Annotated in this window: 22 protein-coding genes; 10 read left to right on the top strand and 12 right to left on the bottom strand. The window is 49.1% G+C overall.

Features of this window, described 5'->3' with window-relative positions:
* Positions 1–90 precede the first annotated feature (90 nt).
* Together I0P70_RS04405 and I0P70_RS04400 are read left to right on the top strand one after the other, a co-directional pair.
* On the top strand, positions 91–786 hold the full coding sequence (locus tag I0P70_RS04405; RefSeq protein ID WP_196114962.1) for a DUF1003 domain-containing protein: 696 nt from the start codon (positions 91–93) through the stop codon (positions 784–786).
* Between the two features lie 65 nt (positions 787–851).
* Positions 852–1,469, top strand: a complete 618-nt coding sequence (locus I0P70_RS04400; protein ID WP_196114961.1) for a LysE family translocator — start codon at positions 852–854, stop codon at positions 1,467–1,469.
* Between the two features lies 1 nt (position 1,470).
* Here I0P70_RS04400 and I0P70_RS04395 read toward each other — a convergent pair whose 3' ends face one another.
* Both I0P70_RS04395 and I0P70_RS04390 read right to left on the bottom strand, forming a co-directional pair.
* Positions 1,471–2,208 (bottom strand): spheroidene monooxygenase, encoded by a 738-nt coding sequence (locus I0P70_RS04395; protein WP_196114960.1) that lies wholly within the window; start codon positions 2,206–2,208, stop codon positions 1,471–1,473.
* A 138-nt stretch (positions 2,209–2,346) separates the two neighbouring features.
* Positions 2,347–2,841 carry a pyridoxamine 5'-phosphate oxidase family protein gene (locus I0P70_RS04390; protein WP_007658579.1) on the bottom strand — a complete coding sequence of 165 codons (495 nt, stop codon included), beginning with the start codon at positions 2,839–2,841 and terminating at the stop codon, positions 2,347–2,349.
* 131 nt (positions 2,842–2,972) lie between these two features.
* On the opposite strand from I0P70_RS04390, the gene I0P70_RS04385 reads away from it, so the two are divergent.
* Complete coding sequence (locus I0P70_RS04385) at positions 2,973–3,560, top strand: ACP phosphodiesterase (protein WP_196114959.1); 588 nt, start codon at positions 2,973–2,975, stop codon at positions 3,558–3,560.
* 75 nt (positions 3,561–3,635) lie between these two features.
* On the opposite strand, the gene I0P70_RS04380 is transcribed toward I0P70_RS04385, so the two are convergent.
* The 4 genes from I0P70_RS04380 to I0P70_RS04365 form a co-directional block, all read right to left on the bottom strand.
* On the bottom strand, positions 3,636–4,151 hold the full coding sequence (locus I0P70_RS04380) for a peptidylprolyl isomerase (protein WP_196114958.1): 516 nt from the start codon (positions 4,149–4,151) through the stop codon (positions 3,636–3,638).
* 122 nt (positions 4,152–4,273) lie between these two features.
* Positions 4,274–6,214: an AAA domain-containing protein gene (locus I0P70_RS04375; RefSeq protein ID WP_196114957.1), complete on the bottom strand. Its 1,941-nt coding sequence runs from the start codon at positions 6,212–6,214 to the stop codon at positions 4,274–4,276.
* A gap of 162 nt (positions 6,215–6,376) precedes the next feature.
* Positions 6,377–6,961, bottom strand: coding sequence for a hypothetical protein (locus tag I0P70_RS04370; protein ID WP_196114956.1), 585 nt, complete (start codon positions 6,959–6,961; stop codon positions 6,377–6,379).
* A 60-nt stretch (positions 6,962–7,021) separates the two neighbouring features.
* Entirely contained in the window at positions 7,022–9,277 is a 2,256-nt protein-coding gene (locus I0P70_RS04365; RefSeq protein ID WP_196114955.1) for an RND family transporter, read from the bottom strand.
* Positions 9,278–9,387: 110 nt separating this feature from the next.
* On the opposite strand from I0P70_RS04365, the gene I0P70_RS04360 reads away from it, so the two are divergent.
* Complete coding sequence (locus I0P70_RS04360; RefSeq protein WP_196114954.1) at positions 9,388–9,672, top strand: hypothetical protein; 285 nt, start codon at positions 9,388–9,390, stop codon at positions 9,670–9,672.
* 405 nt (positions 9,673–10,077) lie between these two features.
* On the opposite strand, the gene I0P70_RS04355 is transcribed toward I0P70_RS04360, so the two are convergent.
* A complete protein-coding gene (locus I0P70_RS04355) occupies positions 10,078–11,505 on the bottom strand; it encodes a DEAD/DEAH box helicase (RefSeq protein WP_196114953.1) in 1,428 nt (475 codons plus the stop codon).
* Positions 11,506–11,530: 25 nt separating this feature from the next.
* Here I0P70_RS04355 and I0P70_RS04350 point away from each other — a divergent pair, with 25 nt between their 5' ends.
* Together I0P70_RS04350 and I0P70_RS04345 are read left to right on the top strand one after the other, a co-directional pair.
* Positions 11,531–12,634 carry an AI-2E family transporter gene (locus I0P70_RS04350; RefSeq protein WP_196114952.1) on the top strand — a complete coding sequence of 368 codons (1,104 nt, stop codon included), beginning with the start codon at positions 11,531–11,533 and terminating at the stop codon, positions 12,632–12,634.
* A gap of 205 nt (positions 12,635–12,839) precedes the next feature.
* Positions 12,840–13,382, top strand: a complete 543-nt coding sequence (locus I0P70_RS04345) for a DUF2062 domain-containing protein (RefSeq protein ID WP_196114951.1) — start codon at positions 12,840–12,842, stop codon at positions 13,380–13,382.
* Here I0P70_RS04345 and I0P70_RS04340 read toward each other — a convergent pair whose 3' ends face one another.
* Complete coding sequence (locus tag I0P70_RS04340) at positions 13,383–14,363, bottom strand: AraC family transcriptional regulator (RefSeq protein WP_196114950.1); 981 nt, start codon at positions 14,361–14,363, stop codon at positions 13,383–13,385.
* Positions 14,364–14,506: 143 nt separating this feature from the next.
* Between I0P70_RS04340 and I0P70_RS04335 the strand changes: the two genes are divergently transcribed.
* Complete coding sequence (locus I0P70_RS04335) at positions 14,507–15,079, top strand: cupin domain-containing protein (RefSeq protein WP_196114949.1); 573 nt, start codon at positions 14,507–14,509, stop codon at positions 15,077–15,079.
* Between the two features lie 95 nt (positions 15,080–15,174).
* Here I0P70_RS04335 and I0P70_RS04330 read toward each other — a convergent pair whose 3' ends face one another.
* From I0P70_RS04330 to I0P70_RS04320, 3 genes are all read right to left on the bottom strand, one after another.
* On the bottom strand, positions 15,175–16,053 hold the full coding sequence (locus I0P70_RS04330; RefSeq protein ID WP_196114948.1) for an OmpA family protein: 879 nt from the start codon (positions 16,051–16,053) through the stop codon (positions 15,175–15,177).
* A 38-nt stretch (positions 16,054–16,091) separates the two neighbouring features.
* Positions 16,092–16,808 (bottom strand): tetratricopeptide repeat protein, encoded by a 717-nt coding sequence (locus tag I0P70_RS04325; protein WP_196114947.1) that lies wholly within the window; start codon positions 16,806–16,808, stop codon positions 16,092–16,094.
* Positions 16,809–16,893: 85 nt separating this feature from the next.
* Positions 16,894–17,607 carry a hypothetical protein gene (locus I0P70_RS04320; protein ID WP_196114946.1) on the bottom strand — a complete coding sequence of 238 codons (714 nt, stop codon included), beginning with the start codon at positions 17,605–17,607 and terminating at the stop codon, positions 16,894–16,896.
* A gap of 231 nt (positions 17,608–17,838) precedes the next feature.
* Between I0P70_RS04320 and I0P70_RS04315 the strand changes: the two genes are divergently transcribed.
* Complete coding sequence (locus I0P70_RS04315) at positions 17,839–18,267, top strand: antitoxin Xre-like helix-turn-helix domain-containing protein (protein ID WP_196114945.1); 429 nt, start codon at positions 17,839–17,841, stop codon at positions 18,265–18,267.
* Complete coding sequence (locus I0P70_RS04310; RefSeq protein ID WP_196114944.1) at positions 18,264–18,725, top strand: RES family NAD+ phosphorylase; 462 nt, start codon at positions 18,264–18,266, stop codon at positions 18,723–18,725. The genes I0P70_RS04315 and I0P70_RS04310 overlap by 4 nt, the downstream gene beginning before the upstream one ends.
* 7 nt (positions 18,726–18,732) lie before the next feature.
* On the opposite strand, the gene I0P70_RS04305 is transcribed toward I0P70_RS04310, so the two are convergent.
* Positions 18,733–20,112, bottom strand: a complete 1,380-nt coding sequence (locus I0P70_RS04305; protein WP_196114943.1) for an MBL fold metallo-hydrolase RNA specificity domain-containing protein — start codon at positions 20,110–20,112, stop codon at positions 18,733–18,735.
* Between the two features lie 172 nt (positions 20,113–20,284).
* On the opposite strand from I0P70_RS04305, the gene I0P70_RS04300 reads away from it, so the two are divergent.
* Entirely contained in the window at positions 20,285–21,544 is a 1,260-nt protein-coding gene (locus I0P70_RS04300) for an ectonucleotide pyrophosphatase/phosphodiesterase (protein ID WP_196114942.1), read from the top strand.
* Positions 21,545–21,578: the final 34 nt, after the last annotated feature.

Below are 21,578 nucleotides of genomic sequence, written 5' to 3'. Positions count from 1 at the left end.
CGGACCGGCACTAAATGTCGGTCCGTTTTTTTATATCTGTCCGGCGATTTACGTACAAATCTAAGTCTGTCTCCACATAATTCGCAGGACTTGAAAACCGCTGTTTGCCATCTCACCAAAAGGCAACTCCCTCTAAACCAATTGGTGCTGGGAGCTACTATCAGGCGACCTATCTTTAAGCTAATCCAAGCCGACTATCCCGATTTTACTGATGAAGCTTATGTGGCTGTGGGGAATCTGAATAAGTACCGCAAATTGTATCTGGAACAATTACTGGAAAAAGAGCTAGGTGAGATCTCGGAGCTGGAAAAAGAGGTACTGGAAAGTATTCAGGAAAACGAGCTGCTATCTACCAACATCGAGGAGGAAATACTAGAGAACCTGCCTCTCGGGGACCGCATGGCGGACAAAATAGCTTCTTTTGGCGGCAGCTGGACGTTTATTATGGCTTTCTTCGGATTCATATTGCTCTGGATGATGGTCAACGTATACCTGCTGGCTACACGCCCTTTCGATCCATACCCTTTCATTCTGCTTAACCTGATCCTGTCCTGCCTGGCAGCGATACAAGCGCCCATCATCATGATGTCGCAGAACCGCAAAGAGGCGAAAGACCGGCAGCGCTCCGAGTACGATTACAAAGTGAACCTGAAGGCTGAGTTGGAGATACGATTGCTGCATGAAAAGATCGACCACCTGATCGTGCACCAGAACCAACGCTTGCTGGAAATTCAACAGATCCAGGTCGACTTGATGGAGGACATCCTGAACCGTACGCGAAAATAATTGCAAACCCTGCGTCTTTTTAAAGATGCGAGCGTCTCCATTCTGTAATCTACTAATAGACAGAAATGGATTCAATAAAAGCATTTGTATTTGGGGTGACCTTGGCTGTAGCCGTTGGTCCCATCGCTATTTTAATTATAAACCGAGGCTTGGTATATGGCTTCAGGAGCGGCATGCTGAGTGGGGTGGGCGCAGCCTTGGCAGACTTAACCTATGCACTGGTGGCTTTTACGGTAGGCTCTATCATCGTGAGTTACCTCAATATGAATCAGGTATATTTTTCCTGGCTAGCTTCCGGTGTCCTGATCATATTCGGTTTGTGGATGTTGGTCGGCAGTCTTAAAATTAACGCCACTGCAAATGATCCCAATAACTCCGCCCTACAAAAAGGGGATTTTGGTTATCTGACTTCTACTTATTTGCTTACGGTAGTCAATCCGCTCACTATTATTGCTTTTTTTGGCTTCTCAGGCCAGTTGGTCAAGCCCAGCTTTGGGGTATGGCAGGTTTTAAGCATGTCTATTGCCATATTTCTGGGCAGCATCATTATTCAAACAATGCTGGCGACTTTTGGCGCATCACTGGGCAGGTATATACAAAACCCCAAAACCATTCAAGTGCTCAATATCTTCAGCAGCCTCTTTATTATCGGGTTCGGGCTAATAGGTATGCTGAAGGTATAGCTTATTCGGTAGCTTTGAGTACCGAGGCCAGCGGGTTCACGCCGTTCCACAATCCATGACTCTCTACAGGTATAAACCGAGCAAATAGCTCCTCGCTATACCACTTCTCAGATCTGGTGAGCTTGATGACTTCTTTGTGTAGATCCCCTTTGTAGGCATAGGACTTCATGGCGTCGATTGATTCCCAGACACTGAAAGTAGCCTGCCGGATAAGGGGCAATTCGCCAAGCCCGATCGAACAGATCAGCCCTTTCGCCTCTTCGAGCGCCTTGCTCACTTTTGGGGTAAAGCGCCAGAACTGCGGTAAGGCCCGCCAATTGATCGAGGCTCGGGTTAGCACTGCCACTGGTCCATCGTGTTGCTTTTCGGACAGCTGCGGCGTAAAGGGCTGCACGCCATCCCACAGGCCATGCGCCTGTGTGGGCAGAAGTTTTACCGTCCAGATCTCAGATGCATGCAGGCGGTACTCCAGCATCAACTCAGAGCGCTCCAAAAATTCGTCAGCCGCTTCCTCGCTTTCCCATGTACACATCAAGCCATACCTTCTGAAATTGGGCTTGATGCTGAAACCCTTGCCATGGCCGCTGCCCAGTAATTTATGAAACAATAAACCGGGTATTTGATTAAGTTCAGCGCCTTTGGTGCCCATTTGGGCCAAGCCCCAACGAATATGGCCTTTCCGAAAACCAAAAAGCGTCAGGGTGGTAAGTCTATCGGACTGTGGGATAATTTGTCGCACGGGATTCGGGTATTTAAAAGGAGGACTAGTATAAGAGCTTGTTTAAACTCTAAATGCAATTTACAAAACGAATAAACCAAAAACACCTGCCGAACCGAAATGTTTGGCAGGTGTCTCAGGAAATTTTTTGAGCTATACCTACAGGTTCATTTTGTCATGGTCGCCCGTCTTGTAACGCTCTCCGGTAATGGCTGCTTTCGCCATACCAATCAGGTGCACCACAGCACTGTTTGGTGAATCCCAGTACTCCGCTTTGTCGATGGTTACTTTAATCAGGCCAATATTCGGGTCGTCTTTACCCTCTGGGAACCAAGCTTTCATGGCTGGGGTCCAAAGCTCGTCAATCTTTGCCTTGTCTTTGGTGAGTGTGGCTTTGCCTGAAACCGACACGTACAGGTTGTCCGATGGCTTGGCATAGCTCAGGTTCACATGCGAGTCGTTCTTGATCTCGTGGGACTTACCGGACTCATAGCCTGTGAAGAACCAGATAGCCCCATCGTCCTTGATTTGCTGGTTACGCATCGGACGACTACGGATGCTGCCGTCCTCGTCCATCGTCGACATCATGGCAGTGTCGACGTCCTTTATTTTATCTATCAGTGTCTGCAGTTTTTCTGTTCTGTCGTTGTTCATAGTTTTTAGGTTGTATGTGTTTAAGTGGTACGGGCTAATGCGCTAAAGTGTTTATGCCCGTTTTGGCTATACCTTTACAACCGAAGCAAGTATAAGATGTTTATATTGCAACCGAACAAAACCCCGAACCCTTGAACTACCTTGCCCATATTTTCCTCTCAGGCGACGACGAAGAGCTTTTGCTGGGCAATTTTATTGCCGATGCTGTAAAGGGAAAACAACTGGAGCTATACCCGGCCGGCATTGCCCGGGGCATCAAATTGCACCGCCTGATTGACACCTATACAGACACCCATCCGGTGGTTAGCGAGACCAAAGCCCGCCTTAGGCCCCATTTTCGCAAGTACGCCCCGGTGGTGGCTGACCTGTACTTCGACCATTTTTTGGCCAGCCGTTTTGATGAATTCTCTAATGAATCTTTGGAGCCGTATACCACCCGCATCTATACCTTGATCAACCAGCACCTGCCTAACCTACCGGAGCGTGTCCAGTATTTTTTCCCTTATATGATGCGGCAGAACTGGCTCCTGTCTTATGCTGAGGTGTCCGGTATAGCGCAGGCTTTGGGCGGACTCAGCCGACGCACTTCTTTTGAGTCAGGTATGGAGAGGGCAGGAGAGGAGTTGCTAGAGAACTATATCTTATATGGGGAAGATTTTTCCTTATTCTTCCCAGAACTGATCGCTTATGTAGAGGAGGTGTTGCCGGAATTGAAATAAGGTATAGTCTGAGAACAGGCACAAAAAAAGGAGCCGCTATACCTGCGACTCCTTCCTTTTTATAGTAAGTGATTCTTAGTGATGATGTACACCGCCTTCGCCATGCACGTGGCCGTGATCCAGTTCTTCGGATGTTGCCTCACGCACTTTTTCTACTTTGCCTTTAAAGAATAGCTCCTTACCAGCAAGCGGGTGATTGAAGTCCATTACCACTACATTCTCTTTTAGTTCAGCTACACGGCCCTGCAGCTGGTTGCCTTCGCTGTCAGCCATCGGAATGAAATTGCCAACTTCCAGCATGTTCTCAGGTATACCACCTTCCACTTCAAATACGCTCATCGGTAATTCTACCACCGCATTCTGGTCAAACTCTCCGTAACCGACGTTCGAGTCCAGTTTAAAGTCAAAGTCGTCACCAGCGCTCTTGCCGTCAAGGTTCTCTTCGAACTGATCTGGCAGGCCACTCATGCCGTATATGAACACCATTGGATTTTCTGTATTGGCAGTTTCAACGAGGGTTTGCTCGCCGTTTTCGTTCTGAATACGGAGCTCGTAAGAGAGCGTCACCACTCTGTTTTTCTCAATTTTCATAATTGTGTGTTTTGGTTTGGTATCAGAAAGGTAGAAAGATTAACCGGAGAAGCATAGCCGACCCGGTTTTATTTGAACGACTCTCTGATGATGAATAAATAAAATATAAACTTATACCTACGCTAAGGCAGGCTCTCTGTTAGCTCCCAAGCACTTTTATAGGCCCCGATGCTTTCTACGTAAGCAATCAGTTCCGCAAAAAACGGATTGGTCGAAAGCGTGGCGCTGTCACCCACGATGATCAGCTTACGTCGGGCGCGGGTCATGGCCACGTTCATGCGTCTTTCATCAGCCAAGAATCCGATCTCGCCGCGTTCGTTGCTGCGCACTAGGCTCATGCAAATGATGTCGCGCTCCTGCCCCTGAAAACTGTCCACGGTGCCGATGCTCAACTGTCGCTTCTGATGCAGCTCGTGCAGGCGCGGCGTATGCTCTACTTTGTCCTGTAGGTAATTAATCTGGGCACGGTAAGGTGCGATCACCCCGATCTTCAAAGGCGCCACTTCATCTCCTTCGTCGTAGTCTTTCAGAAGGTTGGAGAGGTGGTTGATCAGAAGGTCGCCCTCTTCCGGGTTAGCCGAACTCATGGTATCAGGCATTTCTGCCTCATTATACCCGCAGCCGGCCGTATCGATAAACTCCACGGCCATGTCAGATGCGAAGATTGTGCTATACCCGTGCAGTTCGGCACTGTGCACACTCTCGTGCGCTATTAGCTCCCCTCCATAAAATTGCTGGTTGGAGAACTGCATGATGTGGTGGTGCATGCGATACTGCGTTTTCAGCATCACCGATACCTCCGGCTGCCGATTGATGCACTTCTCAAACAAGGTCACGCTCAATCCACCTTTGTCCGCTTGAATAGACTTGATAGTGGGAGGCAGCTGGCAGTGGTCACCAGCTAGCACCACACGGTTCGTGCGGCTGATCGGAATCCAGCAAGCCGGCTCAAGGGCCTGCGCCGCTTCGTCGATGAATACCGTGTCGTAAGTCAGGTGGCGAATGGCTTTGTTGGCCGCGCCCACTAATGTACAGGTGATCACCTGCACATTGTCGAGCAAGTCATCCGTGATATAGTGCTCCACGTTGTCGGCCTCGACGAGCAAGCGGTGGCTCTCTGATTTGTAAAGCTGGCGCTGTGCCCGCTCCTGATGCCCGAACTTGCGCTTAAACTGGTAGGCCATGCGCTTGTACTCCTCGGCCGTCTTGCGCAGATTTTTGAGGTCTTTGTAAGCCCGGTGCGCCATTACCTGTGCATCCAAGGTATGCTCCAAGAGCACATCCGACACACGTGACGGATTACCAATGCGAATCACATTTACCCCTTCGTTGGCGAGTTTTTCGGTGAGAAGGTCAACCGCTGTGTTAGAGGGAGCCGTAACCAGCAAGCGCTTCTGCGATTTCAGGGTATGGAGAATGGCCTGTACGAGCGTCGTAGTTTTGCCCGTACCCGGAGGTCCGTGAATGATGGCCACATCCTTGGCCTGTGCGATCTTCTGCACGGCTTCGTTCTGCGACTCGTTCAGCACTTGTATCTCCTCCAGCTTCTCGTCTGAGAAAGTGGCGGGTTTTATACCTAACATAATGTCTCGGAGCTCGGCCAGACGTGTTCCTTTGGCTTCCTGCACCTTTTTCAGGGCGAACTCCATCTCACGGTAGCTGATCTCGTCGAAGGTCAGCTCGATGCCCATACGCCCAGTTCCCACCCAGTCCGGCAGGTCCTCTTTATTAGTGGCTAGGATCACCTTATTGCGCTTAACGCCCAATACCACGCCGCTCAGACTTGATTTCTCACCGTTGTTGATGAATAGAGAAGCTGTTTTACCGGGTTGGAAAAGGTGCAGTTGGTCACGGTCGGAGGTACGCTCCAGTTCGATCACCACCTTGTTGCCAAAACCGATCTCTTCTTTTGAAATGACGATCGGATACCAGCAAAGACCCATTTCCTTGCGCTCCGTGATCGTGCTCTTCAGTGCCTTCAGCTTATATTGCTGCCGGTCTTCTTCCTGTTCAATTTTCAGCAAGTCCTGTACCTGCCGTAGTTCTTCAAAAATATCGATCATTCTTATCTAAAAAAGAAAGGCTGGGTACGAAGAGCCAGCCTTTTCCGTAGCTTTTGTCTTATTTGTCTATACCTGAAAAGGTATCATTTTATAACAAAAGACGTGTGCTAAATAATTCCGCTGCTACAGGCTGTTGCTTATACATGTGGCAGCTATACGGCCTTAGGCCTTCTTACGTTTTTTAGGTGTCTTCTTGGTGCTCAGCCTGATCTGCAGGAACACCGCGTAGAGGAACATAATGAACGCGGCACCACCCAGTATAGCGATCACACGGTCTTTGCCGTAACGCACCTCGTCAGTGGCTTTCAGTTGCTCTTTGAGGTCCAGAATGGCACGCTCACGCTTCTTCGCCTGACTCTCCAGCGTACTAATCTGTCCTTTCAGGTCGGTAATCTGGTTGTTGATCAGGCGCTCGTCCTGTTGGATCATTTTACCGGCCCGCTGGCTTTCTACGGTGCTCTCAGCGATTTTACGCACGCTGGCCTCTTTCACAGCCGCGATTAGTTCAGAGTCTTTACGGATGATTTCTTTGAGCGTGTCGATGATGTTGAGAAGGTCTTTCTTGGATTGCTTGCCCCAGAAGTTGCTGTTCTGTTGGCTGTAGTACTGGTACTCCAGAATCAACTGTTCACGCTCGCCCATCAGTCGGCTGAGCTTATCTTCTTGCGGTGGTGCTTGTTCCTGTGCCTGCGCGCCCACAAACCAAAGGCAGCAAAAGCAAATAGCCAGTAGTTTCTTCATCATCATAATAAGGAATGCTTTACTCTATCACGCAAATATGGCCATCCTTATTGGATTAGGCACAAATTATTTTCCATTCGGCTTGTAAAAATAGAGGATCAGCACGGGCAAAAGCAAGAGGTCGGCCACCACAGCAAACACCAGCGTGAGGCTCACGAATACTCCCACATAAAAGGTGGCATCGAAGGAGGACAGCACCAAAGTCATGAAGCCCGCCACCAGTATGCAGGAAGTAATGATGATAGCTTTCCCCGCCGAAATCATAGTCGTTTTGATCGCATAGGGCAATGTTTTGCCTTTGCGCAGCTCTACTTTGAGTTTGCCGAGGAAGTGGATAGTATCGTCCACGGCGATGCCAAAGGCGATTGTGAAGATAATAGAAACCGACACGGTCATGTTGATGCCCAAATAGCCCATAATGCCCCCGATCATCAGCAAAGGGATGATGTTGGGCGCAAGCGAGATCAGTATCATCCTCAGCGAACGGAAAATAAGGCCCACCAATATAGCGACTACCAAAAAGGCGATCAGCAAGCCCTGCAGCATGTTGCTCACCACGTAATCGTTGTTTTTGTCAAGCATGACGGCGCTGCCGGTGATGCGTGTTTGCAGTAGCTCTAGGTTGATGTGTTGGTCGATAAAAGACTCCAACGAGTCGTTGAGCTCGGCGGCCCGCACACTGCCCACGTCGGTCATTTTGCCAGCCAGTCTACCTTCCTGTTGGTCTGTCGTTACGACAGCCCGCAGTTCGCTTCGTTTGCTGAAAGCCGCCAGTCGCCGTTGTACCTGTTGCATTTCCCTCTCGTTGGCGGGCAAGGTATAGTAGTCTGGCAGACCGCCGTTCTGCGCGCGATGGATGGCACGTACCACTGTGGCGGGCGAGGTGATGAAGTTGAGGCCGTAGGTCTGGTAAAGGTAAGTTTCCAACTGATCGATCTCCTGCAGCACCTCCAGATCATACATGCTTTTGTCAGGACCGGCGATCAGGTGCAACTCAAAAGGGCGCACGCCGGAGAACTTCTCCTCAAAGTACTGGAAGTCCTTGATAATCGGGTCATCATCCCCCAGGTCTTCAAGCAAAGTCGTATCTACTTTGATCATGCTAATGCCGATCAGGGAAACCAGCACCACACCCATGCTGGTGTAGAGAATGGGGTATGGGCTGCGCAAAACAAAGGTATAAACCCGTCGCAATAGCATCGGCCACGAAAAGTCCGTGCGCCGGGCACGAAGCGGGTTAGACTTTCTATTCAATAGCAGAATAGCTGGGAGCATGGTGAAAGCCAATACAAAAGTTAGCGCAATGCCAATGGCGGTATATAAGCCAAACTCCCGTATAGGCACGATCGAAGTAGTGAGTAAGGTCAGGAAGCCTACTGACGTGGTGAGTGACGTAAGTAAGGTGGCCATACCCACTTCCCGGATCGTAACCCGCAGCGCCTGAAGTTTAGAAGCACCCTGCCCGATCTCGGTGATGTAGCGCGACATGATGTGTATGACATCGGACATACCTACCACAAACATGATGGTCGGTAACAGCACTGTCATTACATCGATGGGTTTGTTGAACAGTCCCATCACCCCGAGGCTCCAGAGTACAGAAAGAAGTACCACAACCAATGGCACCAGCACACCCCAAACCGATCGGAATGCGATCCAGAGAAACAGGATGACCAAGAGGATAGAAGCTGACATGAAAATGGCCAACTCGATTTTCATCTTCTCAATAAAGACCGACTGCGCCAGTACCTTTCCGGCCACATGATGCTCCTGCAAACCCAGTCGCTCGATCTCACCATACATGGCCGCGATCAAGGAGTCGCCGGGTTCCTTTGCCAAGTTGTCGCTGGTTTGTATAAAAAGAGAAACGGCCGTGGCGTCCTCAGAAAACAGCGTGCCCACCAGTTCCCTGCTCTGGTAGATCAGCAAAGAGTCTTGGGTGTAGCGCTCAGGCTCGTCGGGGTGGAGGTAAGGGATTTCAAAGTAACCGAACTGTTCTATGATCGGACTTTTGACGGTAGTAGGAGAGAGTACCGATTCCACATGCGGCTGTCGCTGCATAAAGCGTGTCAGTGTATCGACTTTTTGTAGGAATTGCTGCTCGAACAAGCTGCCGCCGTTGTCGAGGCCAATCAGCAAATAATCGTTGTCGTTGCCGAACTTATCGCGGTAGCTAAAATAGTAGGCTAGATCCGGATCGCCCTTCGGGAAAAAGTTGTCGAAGTTGTAATCGAAACGCAAACGGGAAGCGAAGAAGACGCTGAGTACCGTCAGTATCGCGATGACGGAAAGTATAAGTAAACTGCTGGTTTTGTGGCTCAAGGGACTAAAAAATGATGATGATCATTTTGGTGATTAGGTAGAACGTGTATATTTACTCACTCAACAACAAAGGGTTGATTTCTGTTTAAACAATCGATAAACCAACGGATATGAAAAGATTAGTTCTAGCGCTCGCACTCGCAGGTTTTGTAGGTGCCGGCGTAGCCACCCCAGCCCTCGCCTGCGAAGGCGGCAAGTGTAAGATGGAGCACACCGACAAAGATGGCAAAACTAAAAAAGGAAAGAAAGGCGAAAAAGCTGAGTCCTGCCATATGACAGCTACCGCCACTTCAGATAAAGACATCAAAGCTACAGCTGCTGCACCTAAATCCTGCTGCGCTAAAAAAGACGCTCCGAAGGCTGAAGCAGCAAAGGAAACAAAGGAACAGCGCTAAGCTCGTAGGATATTTAGAAAAAGGGACTTGCTGATGATTCGGTGGGTCCCTTTTTTTGTTTAGGTATACCACAGTTTTCGAGTGGAATAGTTTCCTACAGTATTGTGTCATATCGACCATCGGGAGAAATCTGAATTTTGGTTAAAATCAGACTACCCTTCCCCTCGCTCGCGTCCCGCGAGTGTGAGTTATCCAGTGGCGTCCCGCCACTTGTGCCTAGAGGCACAAATAAAAACGGCCAGAGTCCGCATGATAGCTCACACTCGCGGGACGCGAGCTGGGGTATCATTTCGACATTGGGAAGAAATCTGGTTCATAGACTTTATACAGCAACAATCCAGATCTTTCAGAGCTAGGCTGGCCCTCTTCGACTCACACCTCGGGCATGTTCGAGATGACATGAATTTACTTCACCAACCCAACTCTAAACTTCCTCCCTTTTATCTTGCCTGTTGTGAGCGCCTCCACAATCTCCTGTGCACGATCAGCAGGTATAGCCACATAGCTGGCTCTGTCCTGCACTTCAATACGTCCGATTTGGTCGGCTTTGAGTCCAGCGGCGGCAATCAGGGCGCCCACAATATCGCGAGGACTCAGCTTGTCTTTGCGGCCGGCATTAATGTGAAGCGTTGCAAAGGCTTCGGTGGACTCCGGTTCTGCTTTCTCAACACGCGCTGCCAGTTCATTTGTATTCAGCCATTCGTCCATGCGCACCAAGCCCCAGTCGCGCAGTTTTTGCTCGTCTCGGGTGGTGGCAAAGGTATAGACCTCGCCGCCTCGACCGGCACGGCCAGTGCGTCCGCTACGGTGTAGGTAGGCGGCTTCGTCGTCGGGCAGTTCGTAGTGGATGATGTTCTTGAGTGCGGCAATATCGAGTCCACGGGCGGCGAGGTCGGTAGCAACCAGTACTTGCGTGGTCCCGTTGCGGAAAAGCGTCATGGCCTTGTCGCGGTCCTGCTGCTCCATACCGCCATGCAGGGAACGGGCTCCGAAGCCGTGCTTGGCCAGCATAGCCGCCACATCGTCGGAGGCGCCACGGGTATTGCAAAACACGACCGTACCTGCCGGGTTGATACTTTGCAAAAGGTGCAGTAAGGCCTGCTGCTTATCCGGCTGCGTTACTTTTATACCTGTGAGGCGCACCTGATCAGGTATAGCGTTGGGCGACACCTGCACAAACTGCGGGTTTTTAAGCGAATCCGATATGAGCTGCTTTACCTCGTCGGGCATGGTGGCCGAGAAAAGGACTGCCTGTCGTTTCTTAGGTATAACCTCGAGTATCTGATCAATTTCATCAGCAAAACCCATTTCCAGGAGTTTATCGGCTTCGTCGAGCACCAGCATGCGTACCTGACCAAAATCAACGGTTTGGCGGTAGAGATGATCAGTTAAACGGCCGGGCGTGCCCACGAGTACCTGCGGTGGAAAAGCCAGTGAGGCCCGCTCCTGAGAGAAAGAGTGTCCGCCGTAAAAAGCGCTGATCTTAAGGTTCTCGATCTTTTGGGCGAGTTGCTTTAGTTCATGACGTACCTGCACGGCCAGCTCGCGGGTGGGCACCAGTACCAGCGCTTGTATAACCTGCTTGTTCGTATCGATCTGCTGCAAAAGCGGCAAACCGAAAGCTGCTGTTTTTCCGCTGCCCGTCTCGGCCTGCCCCGCTACGTCCTGCCCTTTGAGAAGCGGAGGTATAGCGGCAAGTTGTATAGGAGTAGGAGTGTGAAATTCTAACTCAGCAAGGCGCTCTAACAGCGCAGGGGAGAGTCCCAGTTGATCAAAAGAAGCCATAGGCATGCGTACGTGAAGCGCAAAGGTACGGATTCCAATATATCCCATCTCCTATTTTTTCAGTAAGAAGAGTATGGCAAACGATTACAAGAGGATAAAGAAGCTGACGTATTGGTTACTATTTCTAGTGCTACTGGTCTATGTACTGGTGGAGGCACGGGAGTTTCTATACCCTTTGGTAATGGCCTTACTGTTTGCCTACTTGCTATACCCAGTAGTGAAGCAACTGGAAAAATGGGGCATCCCCCGACTATTGGCCAACTTTGCGACTATTATTACTGCCATGGCCCTCTTTGCCGGGCTGATGGTGCTACTCTACAAGCAGCTCTCGGTATTCCTGACAGATTTTCCTGAGTTGAAAGAAAAGGCCCTGCTCAACATCGATCAGTTGCAAGCGCATATTGACCGAAAGTTTGGCGATGACAGCCAATTGAACGAGCGTTGGCTTCGGCTGCAGGTGAACAATGCGCTTGACCTGAGCGGTTCAGCCATCGCTGAGATATTGCTGGCTACTACTAGTACCATTACCAAATTTGCCCTGATGCCGGTGTATATTTTCCTGATGCTCTACTACCGAAATAAATTCGAGAACTTTTTGTTGAAAGCGTTGCCTTCTGATCGGCACGGAAAGGTCAAGGTGATGATCGATGAGATATCAGATGTAACTAAGCACTATATGGGAGGAGTCGTGATCGTTATCCTGATCCTTTGTGTTATCAATTCGACTGGTCTGCTCATTATTGGTGTAGAGTATGCCATCCTGTTGGGGATAGTGTCTGCCTTCATCAACTTCATTCCTTATTTTGGCACGCTGATCGGTGGCGCCATTCCGCTGCTCTATACCTTGGTGGTACAGGGGGATCCGCAAAAAACCCTTGCCGTACTTCTCTTCTTTCTGGTTGTGCAGTTCACAGAAAACAATATCCTCACACCCAACATCACGGGCAGCCGGGTAAACATTAATCCACTCTTCACAATCCTGAGTATTATTATAGGAGGGATGCTATGGGGGCTACCGGGTATGTTTGTGGCGGTGCCAATTGTAGGTATGTTCAAAATATACTTTGATCACACCCCCGAGCTGCAAGCCTTTTCGTTTTTGTTGGGAACAGATGGCACAGAAGAACATTCACTCACAATCGACAAAATTCTTCGTTTCCTGCACATACGGAAGTAAATAGTGAAAGCTTTAATACTCTGCTCTGCTTTTTAAAATAAGCAAAACAAAGCAGGCTTTAGTAGGTTACTTTTACCAGAGCTCCCGTATTAATCTTTGAAGAGAACCAGGCATAATTTATGCTGCAGCACATGCAACTCTTTACAGGTTTAGGGCGTCTTCTTTATAGTCCTGTTATCCAACATCTTTTTAATTTAGCCAAGGTTTGTCTACCTCTATCATCACCGCATTTTTCAAGCGCCGCATTGCACAGCCTGTGCTCAACCTGCTCCGTCAGGGTATGACGCCTCATAAGCTGGCTGTTACGGTTGCGCTTGGTTCTGTGGTAGGTATACTCCCAGCCCTAGGCGTTACAACGGTGATGGGAACTGCCCTTGCTGCCCGATTCAGGTTAAATATCGCCGCCACGGTACTTGTAAGTTATCTTGTACATCCGCTGCAGCTCTTACTGATCATCCCATTTATCAAGATGGGCATTTTCATGTTTGGGCTGGATGACCTGAAACTGACGTTGGATGAGATGATAGCGATGTTCAAAATGGACTGGCTCGCTGCACTGAATAAACTTTGGATAGCCAACTTAGCAGCTGTTTCGGCCTGGGCTATACTTGCTGTACCTGTGGGAGGGATGCTCTACCTGACGTTACTTCCCTTGCTTAAGCGGGTTATGCCCAAACCAGCTACGACAGTCTTTGAGGTTCCTGAAGTTGTGGAAATTGTAGAAGCTGTACCAGAGCATCAGGTCTAGCTACTTCCGGACTAGCGACGGCGGATAGCCAAAGTGCTTTCGGAATGCAGTCGTGAAATGGTTTGCATGACTGTATCCGAGTAATTCGGCCACTTGTGCCACATTTTTCTCACCTGAAGCCAGTAAATTCAAGCTATACACAAGCCTGAGCTCTTGCGCATATGTAAACACCCCTTTCCCAAACCGCTCCCGAAACACCTTCTTCAGCTTGTATTCATTTGTTCCGAACATTTTGGCAAGCTGCTGCAAACTGGCTAACTCCAGGTAGTGCTGCTCCAGGTATAGGCGAATCTCTTCTGCCAAGGCTGTTTCCTTTGATAATAGCCTGGCTTCTCTCTCTTTTGTACTCTGCAAGTTCTCGAACTGCAAGGCCAATAGCTCCAGAACCTTTCCCTCCAAATAGAGTTTTTGCACTGCACCCTCAAAAGGGCATTCCAAAATGCCTTTGATCGTCTGCAACATGTGGCTGGTAATGTTGCCATTATGTGTTGATGCCAGGATAGGAGATTGCCGCTCAATGTTGTTAAGCAACAGATCAGAAAGCCGGAACTCTTCCGTGCAGATGCGTTTAAAATATTCAGTTGAGAGGCTTACATGTAGATTATGCAGCAAGCTGCCTGCTGGAAAAAGGTGCGTGCCGCTTGAGTCACAGGTAAAAAGTAAATTATGTTCCATCGGCTTCAGGCGGATAGGATGTGGCAAGGTCTCAAACTCTGAGTAGATGCCGCCACTCAGCATGAAATTCATATTTATACCTGCTTCCAGTTGATCTGTCTGCAGTTCTAGTTCCTGGTTCAGTTGCCAGCAAAGCTGTGCTATATTGAAATTATCAAAGTGAAGATACCGCTGTAGAAACTTGCCTAACTGCGGATCCTGGGCAAGTTGAGGTGCAGCAATTTGAGACGTATGCTGGCTGTCTGCAAGCTGGTTTTGGTACAGCAGCAGATCATTCAAATTGCTGTCAGTAATCTTTATCCGCATAGTCCGGAAAACTCTAACGACCCTTCAATCATAGCATGATAATCCTTTTCTCGTAGATGCCGCTCCCAATTGCGTAGCTGGCAGTTTGGTTGTACAGCATACTTTTGTAATACGAATATACCAACAATATTTATTGTATTACTATGAAAGAGTTATCTAAAGAATTAAAAAGTACATTAGGAGGCTATGATGTAACCATTATAAAGAGTGCCGCCGATACGAATGGAGATTATTTACTAGTGCAAGTGGAGATGGAGCCCAAAGGGGGAAATGGGTTGCATTACCATACCACATTTGAGGAGGAGTTTGAAGTACTGGAGGGAACCCTAAGTATTCAGTTAGGAAAGCAGCGGATCCAACTTCTACCAGGTGACAAAGCCGTAGCACCAAAGCATGTCCTGCATCGCTTCTATAATGAAGATGCCTGCCGGAAATGTGTGTTCCTTGTCACTGTGAAGCCTGCCCGCCAGTTTGAAGCAACTTTACGCATAGCCTATGGCTTGGCGCATGATGGACTTACAAGGGCAAATGGCATTCCGAAAAGTTTCTGGCATACAGCACTTTTATTTCATATGGGTGAATCCTATACAGCTGGTTTGCCACACCGTTTCCAAATATGGTTAGCGGGTTTGCTTGCCAAAGAAGCCCGGCGACGTGGGAAACACAAAGACCTTGAAAAGTATTATCTGCCACAAGTTACAGAGCAGCTAGCATAGCAGGAAAGCTGCTTGTTGTACGTTTAAGAAACGCCTATAAGCACAAGAGCCAGTTCCGCTACGGAACTGGCTCTTGTCTAAGGTATAGCGCTTGCTTAAGCCGACTCCAGGATCTGGAACAGTTCATCCAGCTTAGGAGTGAGGATGATCTCGGTACGACGGTTTTTCTGACGCGCCTCTTTTGTTTTGGCATTGTCGAGTGGTACGTACAGACTGCGGCCAGATGGCGTCACACGATCAGACTGTACACCGGCTTGGGTCAGGATACGGGTAATCTCGGTGGCACGAAGTACACTCAGGTCCCAGTTGTCCTGCATACCTACGGTACCGCGAGCGATCGGCACATCATCCGTGTGTCCTTCCACTACTACGTTCACATCCTGCTGTTCTTTCAATACAGTAGCCAGTTTTTTCAGTGCCTCAACACCTTTCGGGTCCACTTTGGTAGAGCCGGAGTTGAAGAGCAGTTGCTCCGCCAGCGACACGTATACCTTGCCATTACGGATGTTAACGGTCAGGTCTTTGTCATTAAAGCCGAGCAGGGCGTTGCTAACTTTAGAGCGCAGGGCGTTCACTGCCTTGTCTTTCTCGTCGAGGATGCGCTGCAGTTCGGCAAGACGCTGCTCACGGGCTTTCAGGTCCGCATTCAGCTTGTCAATTTGTGACTTGCTCATGTTCAGGGTTTCACCTAGCGCCTTACCCTCTTTCAGGGCCTGCTGCAGGCTCTGCTGATACTCTGCTTTCTGGCGCTCCAGTTCGGCGCGCTCCTGCTCCAGTTGGGCTTTCTCGGTTTCAAGGGCAGACTTCTGTTGCTCCAGGGTGCTTTTCTGCTGCTCCAAATCTGATTTATCCAGCTCCAAGGCATTTTTGCGGGCCATCAGGTCCTCGTATTTCTTTTTAGAAACAACGCAGGATGAAAGCGAAAGACTTCCGACCAAAAGGAAGAGGGAAGCTTTGTAGAAATTCTTTTTCATGTCAATCTTTAAGGATGGATGGTGCTTACGTGTTGTGTTTATTTAGCGGCTTCAGCTTCTGTTTCAATACGGAACATGCCTTTCGGGTCCGGCATTTTAGCCATCAGCTCTGACAGAAAGTTGTAGTCAAGCGACATCATGTTCAGGTCACGGCCGCGGTGCAGGTAATCCCAGGCTTCGGCGTATTTTTTGTTATGGAAATATACCTGTGAAAGGTTTGCCAAGGCAAAGGCGTTATTCTGGTCAGCCTTTAAAGAGCGGTCAAGAAAGGCCGCTGCCTGCTTTAGGTTTTTCTTCTTTTTGTCAGAAATAAATTGCTGCAGATAGGCTGCTCCCACATCAGATAGCAACAGCGAATTGTTTGGCTGGTACTTCAGCGCACGGTCAAACATTCCAATCGCATCGCGTGTATTTCCCCGGCTGTTTTCTACCAGACCGAAAGCCCAGTAAGTATTATAATTATCTGGGTTCAGGAGCCAAGCCAGGTTAAAGCGATAAACGGCCGTGTCTACCTGCCCTTCATTCAGGAATTCCCAGCCACGGTCCATGAAAAAGTTACTGGCCTCCTTGCGGCTCTCGAAGTTCTTATCGCAACTGGTGAGGAATTTTTCATCGGCCTTCTGCTGGGCATCCGTCTTGGCAACCTGCCCAAACATAGGGAGCACTTTTGGGTGCAAAGCAGGTTGTTGCTCCTGCGCAAAGGCCATGGAGGCGCTTAGTAAAATAGTGGCCGCAGCCAGGAAAATTCTTTTCATGTGATGGTATCAACTAGGTGAGGTAAATCCTTCTTGGTTTAAAAATACGCCACCTGTCTTGAAATAACAAATGATGTCCTTTCATTTACTCGTATTTGCCTGCAGGATCCTGTTGCTTTTCCAGCAGGGCCGCAATGAAGGTGGCATCCGCCATAGCTTTGTCTTTGCTGATACTCTTGTGCAGATAATCCCACGCCTTGCCATACTCCTGCAGGTAGTAGTGGCTGATAGCGAGTTTGTAATAGGCGTCGGCTGCGTTAGGGGAGTAGCGCACGGCACTTTCCAGCAGCTTCTTGCTTTGCATCAGGTCCTGGGGATTACTTTCTGCATAAAAACGACCCAGATGGCTGGTAGCCAGGTCAGTCAGCAAGCGTGGATTATGCTGGTCTTTCTCCAGTGCGTGATAGAGTACAAAGAGTGCCTTGTCATACACTTTCTGCTGGCCGTACACGAGCCCATAAGCCCAGTATACCTCATTGTTGGTGCTATCCATTAGCCAGGCTTTGTTTAGTAGCAGACTCGCTGAATCTATTTTTTCTTCATTGAAATTGCGCTTAGCCTGAAACACATAGTAAGCCGATGCTGCCTTACGGTTCTTGAAGCGCTTCGCATCCGTATCCAGAGTTTTCTTCTGCTTCTGTTTTTCTTCAGGTGTCAGGTTTCTTTTTGCTGGAATAACGTCGTTAAGGGTCAGTTCAGGCTTGGGAGACTGCCTGTTTTCTGTAATGGCATTTTGGGAAGTGCAGGCGGCCATGGTGCCTGTTATAATTAGTCCGAAAGCGATCAGGTGGCTTCGCATGGGTAATAGAGCTTGGTTCTGGCTTCAAACGATGCGAATCCCGGATTAGTGCCTCTCTTTCCGCTCCCAAACTAACATTGGCACTATTATCCATTTAGACAAAGGTATAGCCCTATTCTGTGACTGCACATAGCATGTTCATGTGATTGATCAGGAACGCCTTAAAATATGTTGCGCAACTTGTCGTATATTTTGCGACAGATTGCGTATATTTGAGAAAAGGAAATGACAATGGGCAAAGCATTTAAAATAAACAGCGGCATCAACTACAGTCTGATCGATGACCGGGATGTCTTCATGCTGATCACGACTGTGCGTGAAGGTATAAAGTACGCCACCTTCCAGAACATCGCGAACAAAATTCCCTTTAGCATAGGAGAGTGGTCGGAGTTTCTGCACTTGTCAGAGCGTACGTTTCAGCGCTACAAAAAAGAACAGCGCAAGTTCGATCCGCTGCACTCCGAGAAAATCCTGGAGATCACCTTAGTGTATAACAAAGGGATGGAGGTATTCGGAGAGAAAGAAGACTTTGATGCCTGGCTGGAAGCAAAAAATGTAGCCTTGGGAGGTATACGCCCGAAAGAACTGCTTGACAGCACATTTGGCATTGGGCTGCTTCGCGACGAACTGACCAGAATTGAGCATGGCGTGCTGGCATGATCGTATACCGCCTCAGCAGAAAACTGTATTGCAATGACCTGTCTGGCAAAGGTGCTGAACTGGCAGGTGGCCGTTGGAACAGCAAAGGCACAGCTGTGCTTTATACGAGCGAATCCATTGCCTTATGTACGGTAGAGATAGCCGTGCATATGCCATTGGGTATAGTGCCTAAGGACTACCACCTCGTTACAATCGAATTACCGGAAGATGCTCCTTCAGGGGAAGTACACGAAAAAGACCTGGCAGCTTCCTGGAAATCATTCCCGCACAGCAATGCCACCCAGAAGATAGGGGATCGTTACGTATCAGAAGGTACGAATCTTATACTTAAGGTTCCCTCCGCCACCGTACAGGGCACATTTAATTACCTGGTAAACCCACGCCACCCTGATTTTCATAAAGTGCGCATCATCAAAACAGAGCCTTTTGCATTTGACAAGCGCCTATTTATCAAATGATCAAATTTTAATGTAATTCATAGGTCTTGCCCATCTCGGCAATCGTGCAGCTCCAGCCCAGGGTGTCTGTTATTTTTAGCCGAAGTGCCTCCAGTGCCTGTGCTTCCCCGTGATTTAGGTATACCTGCAAGGGGGCGTCTTTCAGGTGGCTAATCCACCAGAGCAATTCGGCCTGGTCGCCGTGCGCTGAAAGTGAAGAGATCTGCTGGATCTCGGCTCGCACCGGATAGTAATTGCCTTGCATTTTAATTTCAGTAGCACCGCTCAGCAACAGGCTTCCACGCGTGCCGGGTGCTTGGTAGCCCACTAATAGCACTGTATTTTTAGCATCATCCAGCAGTCGCTGCAGGTAGTACAGTACCCGACCACCGGTTACCATCCCACTGCCGGCAATGACGATCTTCGGCCCTGGCTTGTCGAGCACACGCAGCGTTTGCTCAAAGTCACGGATCACGTGTACATTATGCATCATGGTGCGGCACTCCGCATCACTCAGACTGTGCCAATCACGATAGTGCAGGTATAGCTCCGTCACATCAATTCCCATCGGCGTGTCGAGATAGATAGGTATAGGCGGTATGCTGCGGTCTTCTCGTAGTGTATTCAGTATAAGCAGCAGCTCTTGTGCCCGCTCCACGGCAAAGCTTGGGATCACCAGCACGCCACCTTTCTCAATGGTATGGTTCACGTAGGCCTGCAGCTCCTCGTAAGCCGAAGCCTGCTCGTGCAGCCTGTCGCCATAGGTTGATTCCAGCACGAGGTAATCCGCCTCCCGGATAATGGTGGGTGGGTCCATCAAGAGCGGCTGACGTCTACCGATATCACCCGAAAAAACGATTTTGCGTCCTTTACACTTGAGTTCAATAAAGGCGGAACCCAGTATATGTCCGCTTTTCCGGAAACAGAACTTGAAGTCTTCGTTGATGATCACCCACTCATTGTCATCGTGAGTTTCGAAGAGTGGCAACGTAACGTCTACATCCTCAGAGGTATACAGGGGCTTGGCGGGAAGATGCTTTGAATAACCTCTCCGGTTCGCTTCCGCGGCGTCCTCTTCCTGTATCTTGGCACTGTCACGGAGTATTATTTCTGTTACGTCACGGGTGGGAGTGGTGGCATAAATGGGGCCATTGTAACCGTTCTTTGCTAGTACAGGCAGATAGCCGCAATGGTCCAGGTGACCGTGTGTCAGAATAATGGCATCCAACTCTTCCACATTCAACTGCAGGTCCTGCCAGTTGAGCAGGCGCAATTGTTTGAGCCCCTGAAACAGACCGCAGTCAATTAACACCTGGTGTCTATCTGTTTTAAGCAGCATTTTAGAGCCGGTAACCGTACCTGCGCCGCCTAGGAAGGTCAGTGTGAAAGGAGGGATTTCGTGTAGCATCTGTTTTGATTTTACGGTGAGGCAAGGTATACAAACCTTGACTGCTGAATAATGACAAATGTCTCTTTTGATAATTTACGGTAGGTTTTTTTACAGGTATGGCTGTATGTCATAACATTAAAATAAAGCCCTTGGTCTGGTAGCTACACTGGTTTTAGCGTATCTTCGCACCATGAAAAAGATTTCCGTATGGCTGGTTTGCCTGCTCTGGCATGGACTGGCATTCGCACAAGTAGACACGGTGCAGCGTGTCATTCATGACAGGTATAACAGCCTGGCGCAACAGGAAAAACCTTACGTCATTCTGATTTCGGCCGACGGTTTTAGGTATGATTATGCAGATAAGTTTGACGCCAGGTTCCTGAAGGCGAAGCGTTCAGAAGGAGTGGAGGCGGCTTCCATGCTGCCGGCTTTTCCTTCCAAAACTTTCCCGAACCATTATTCTATTGTGACAGGGCTATACCCGGCCAGCCACGGACTGATCAACAATTACTTTTACGATCCGCAGCGCAAGGAGCACTACAGCATGCGTGACCGCAGCAAAGTGGAAGATGGCAGCTGGTATGGGGGGACACCACTTTGGGTACTGGCAGAACAGCAGCAAATGGTCGCGGCCAGTTTTTTTTGGGTAGGTTCTGAGGCGCCGGTGCAAGGTATACTGCCTACGTATCATTACCAGTACAGTGAGGTGATGCCCATTGAGCGACGCATCCAGACAGTAGTGGACTGGCTCAGTTTGCCTGCTGAAAAGCGTCCGCACCTGATCACATTTTACCTGCCGGAGGTAGACCATGCAGGTCACCGCTATGGTCCTGATGCACCTCAGACAAAAGAGGCTGTACTGGAGCTGGACAAACACATGCAGATGCTGACTGAGGCGGTGGCCAAAACAGGGCTGCCGGTGAATTACGTGTTTGTGTCAGACCATGGCATGCTCGAAGTGGATACGAAAAATATGCTACCTATGCCAGCGGCTATTGACACCGCGAAGTTTATGGTGTCAGGTGGCGGCATGGTGGTGGAGTTGCATGCCAAAGATAAGAAAGCCGTGAAGCCAACTTACCGGAAGCTGAAGAAAGAGGCAAAGGAGTATCAGGTATACAAAAGATCAAACATGCCAAAACACCTGCACTATGGAGCAAAGGATGACAAATATGGCCGTGTAGGAGATATCCTGCTATTGACGGATGCACCGAAAGTGTTCCACTTTTCATCTCGTCCGCCTCACCCTGGACAGCATGGTTATGATGCCACCAAAGTGAAAGAAATGCACGCTACCTTTTATGCCTGGGGACCTGCTTTCAAGCAAGGCGTTAAAGTAGATACTTTCCAAAACGTGGATGTATACCCGCTGATTGCTGAAATACTGGGATTGCCTTACCATCATAAAATTGACGGTAGCAGACATTTGGTTGAGAAAGTACTGCAATAAATATAAGTCATGTCAGACTTAAAAATTAAGGCCC

The organism is Pontibacter sp. FD36 (assembly GCF_015686655.1).
In the GTDB taxonomy this organism is placed as follows: Bacteria; Bacteroidota; Bacteroidia; order Cytophagales; family Hymenobacteraceae; genus Pontibacter.
Note: the sequence above shows the minus strand (reverse complement) of the source record. Positions and strands in the feature narration are given on the sequence as shown.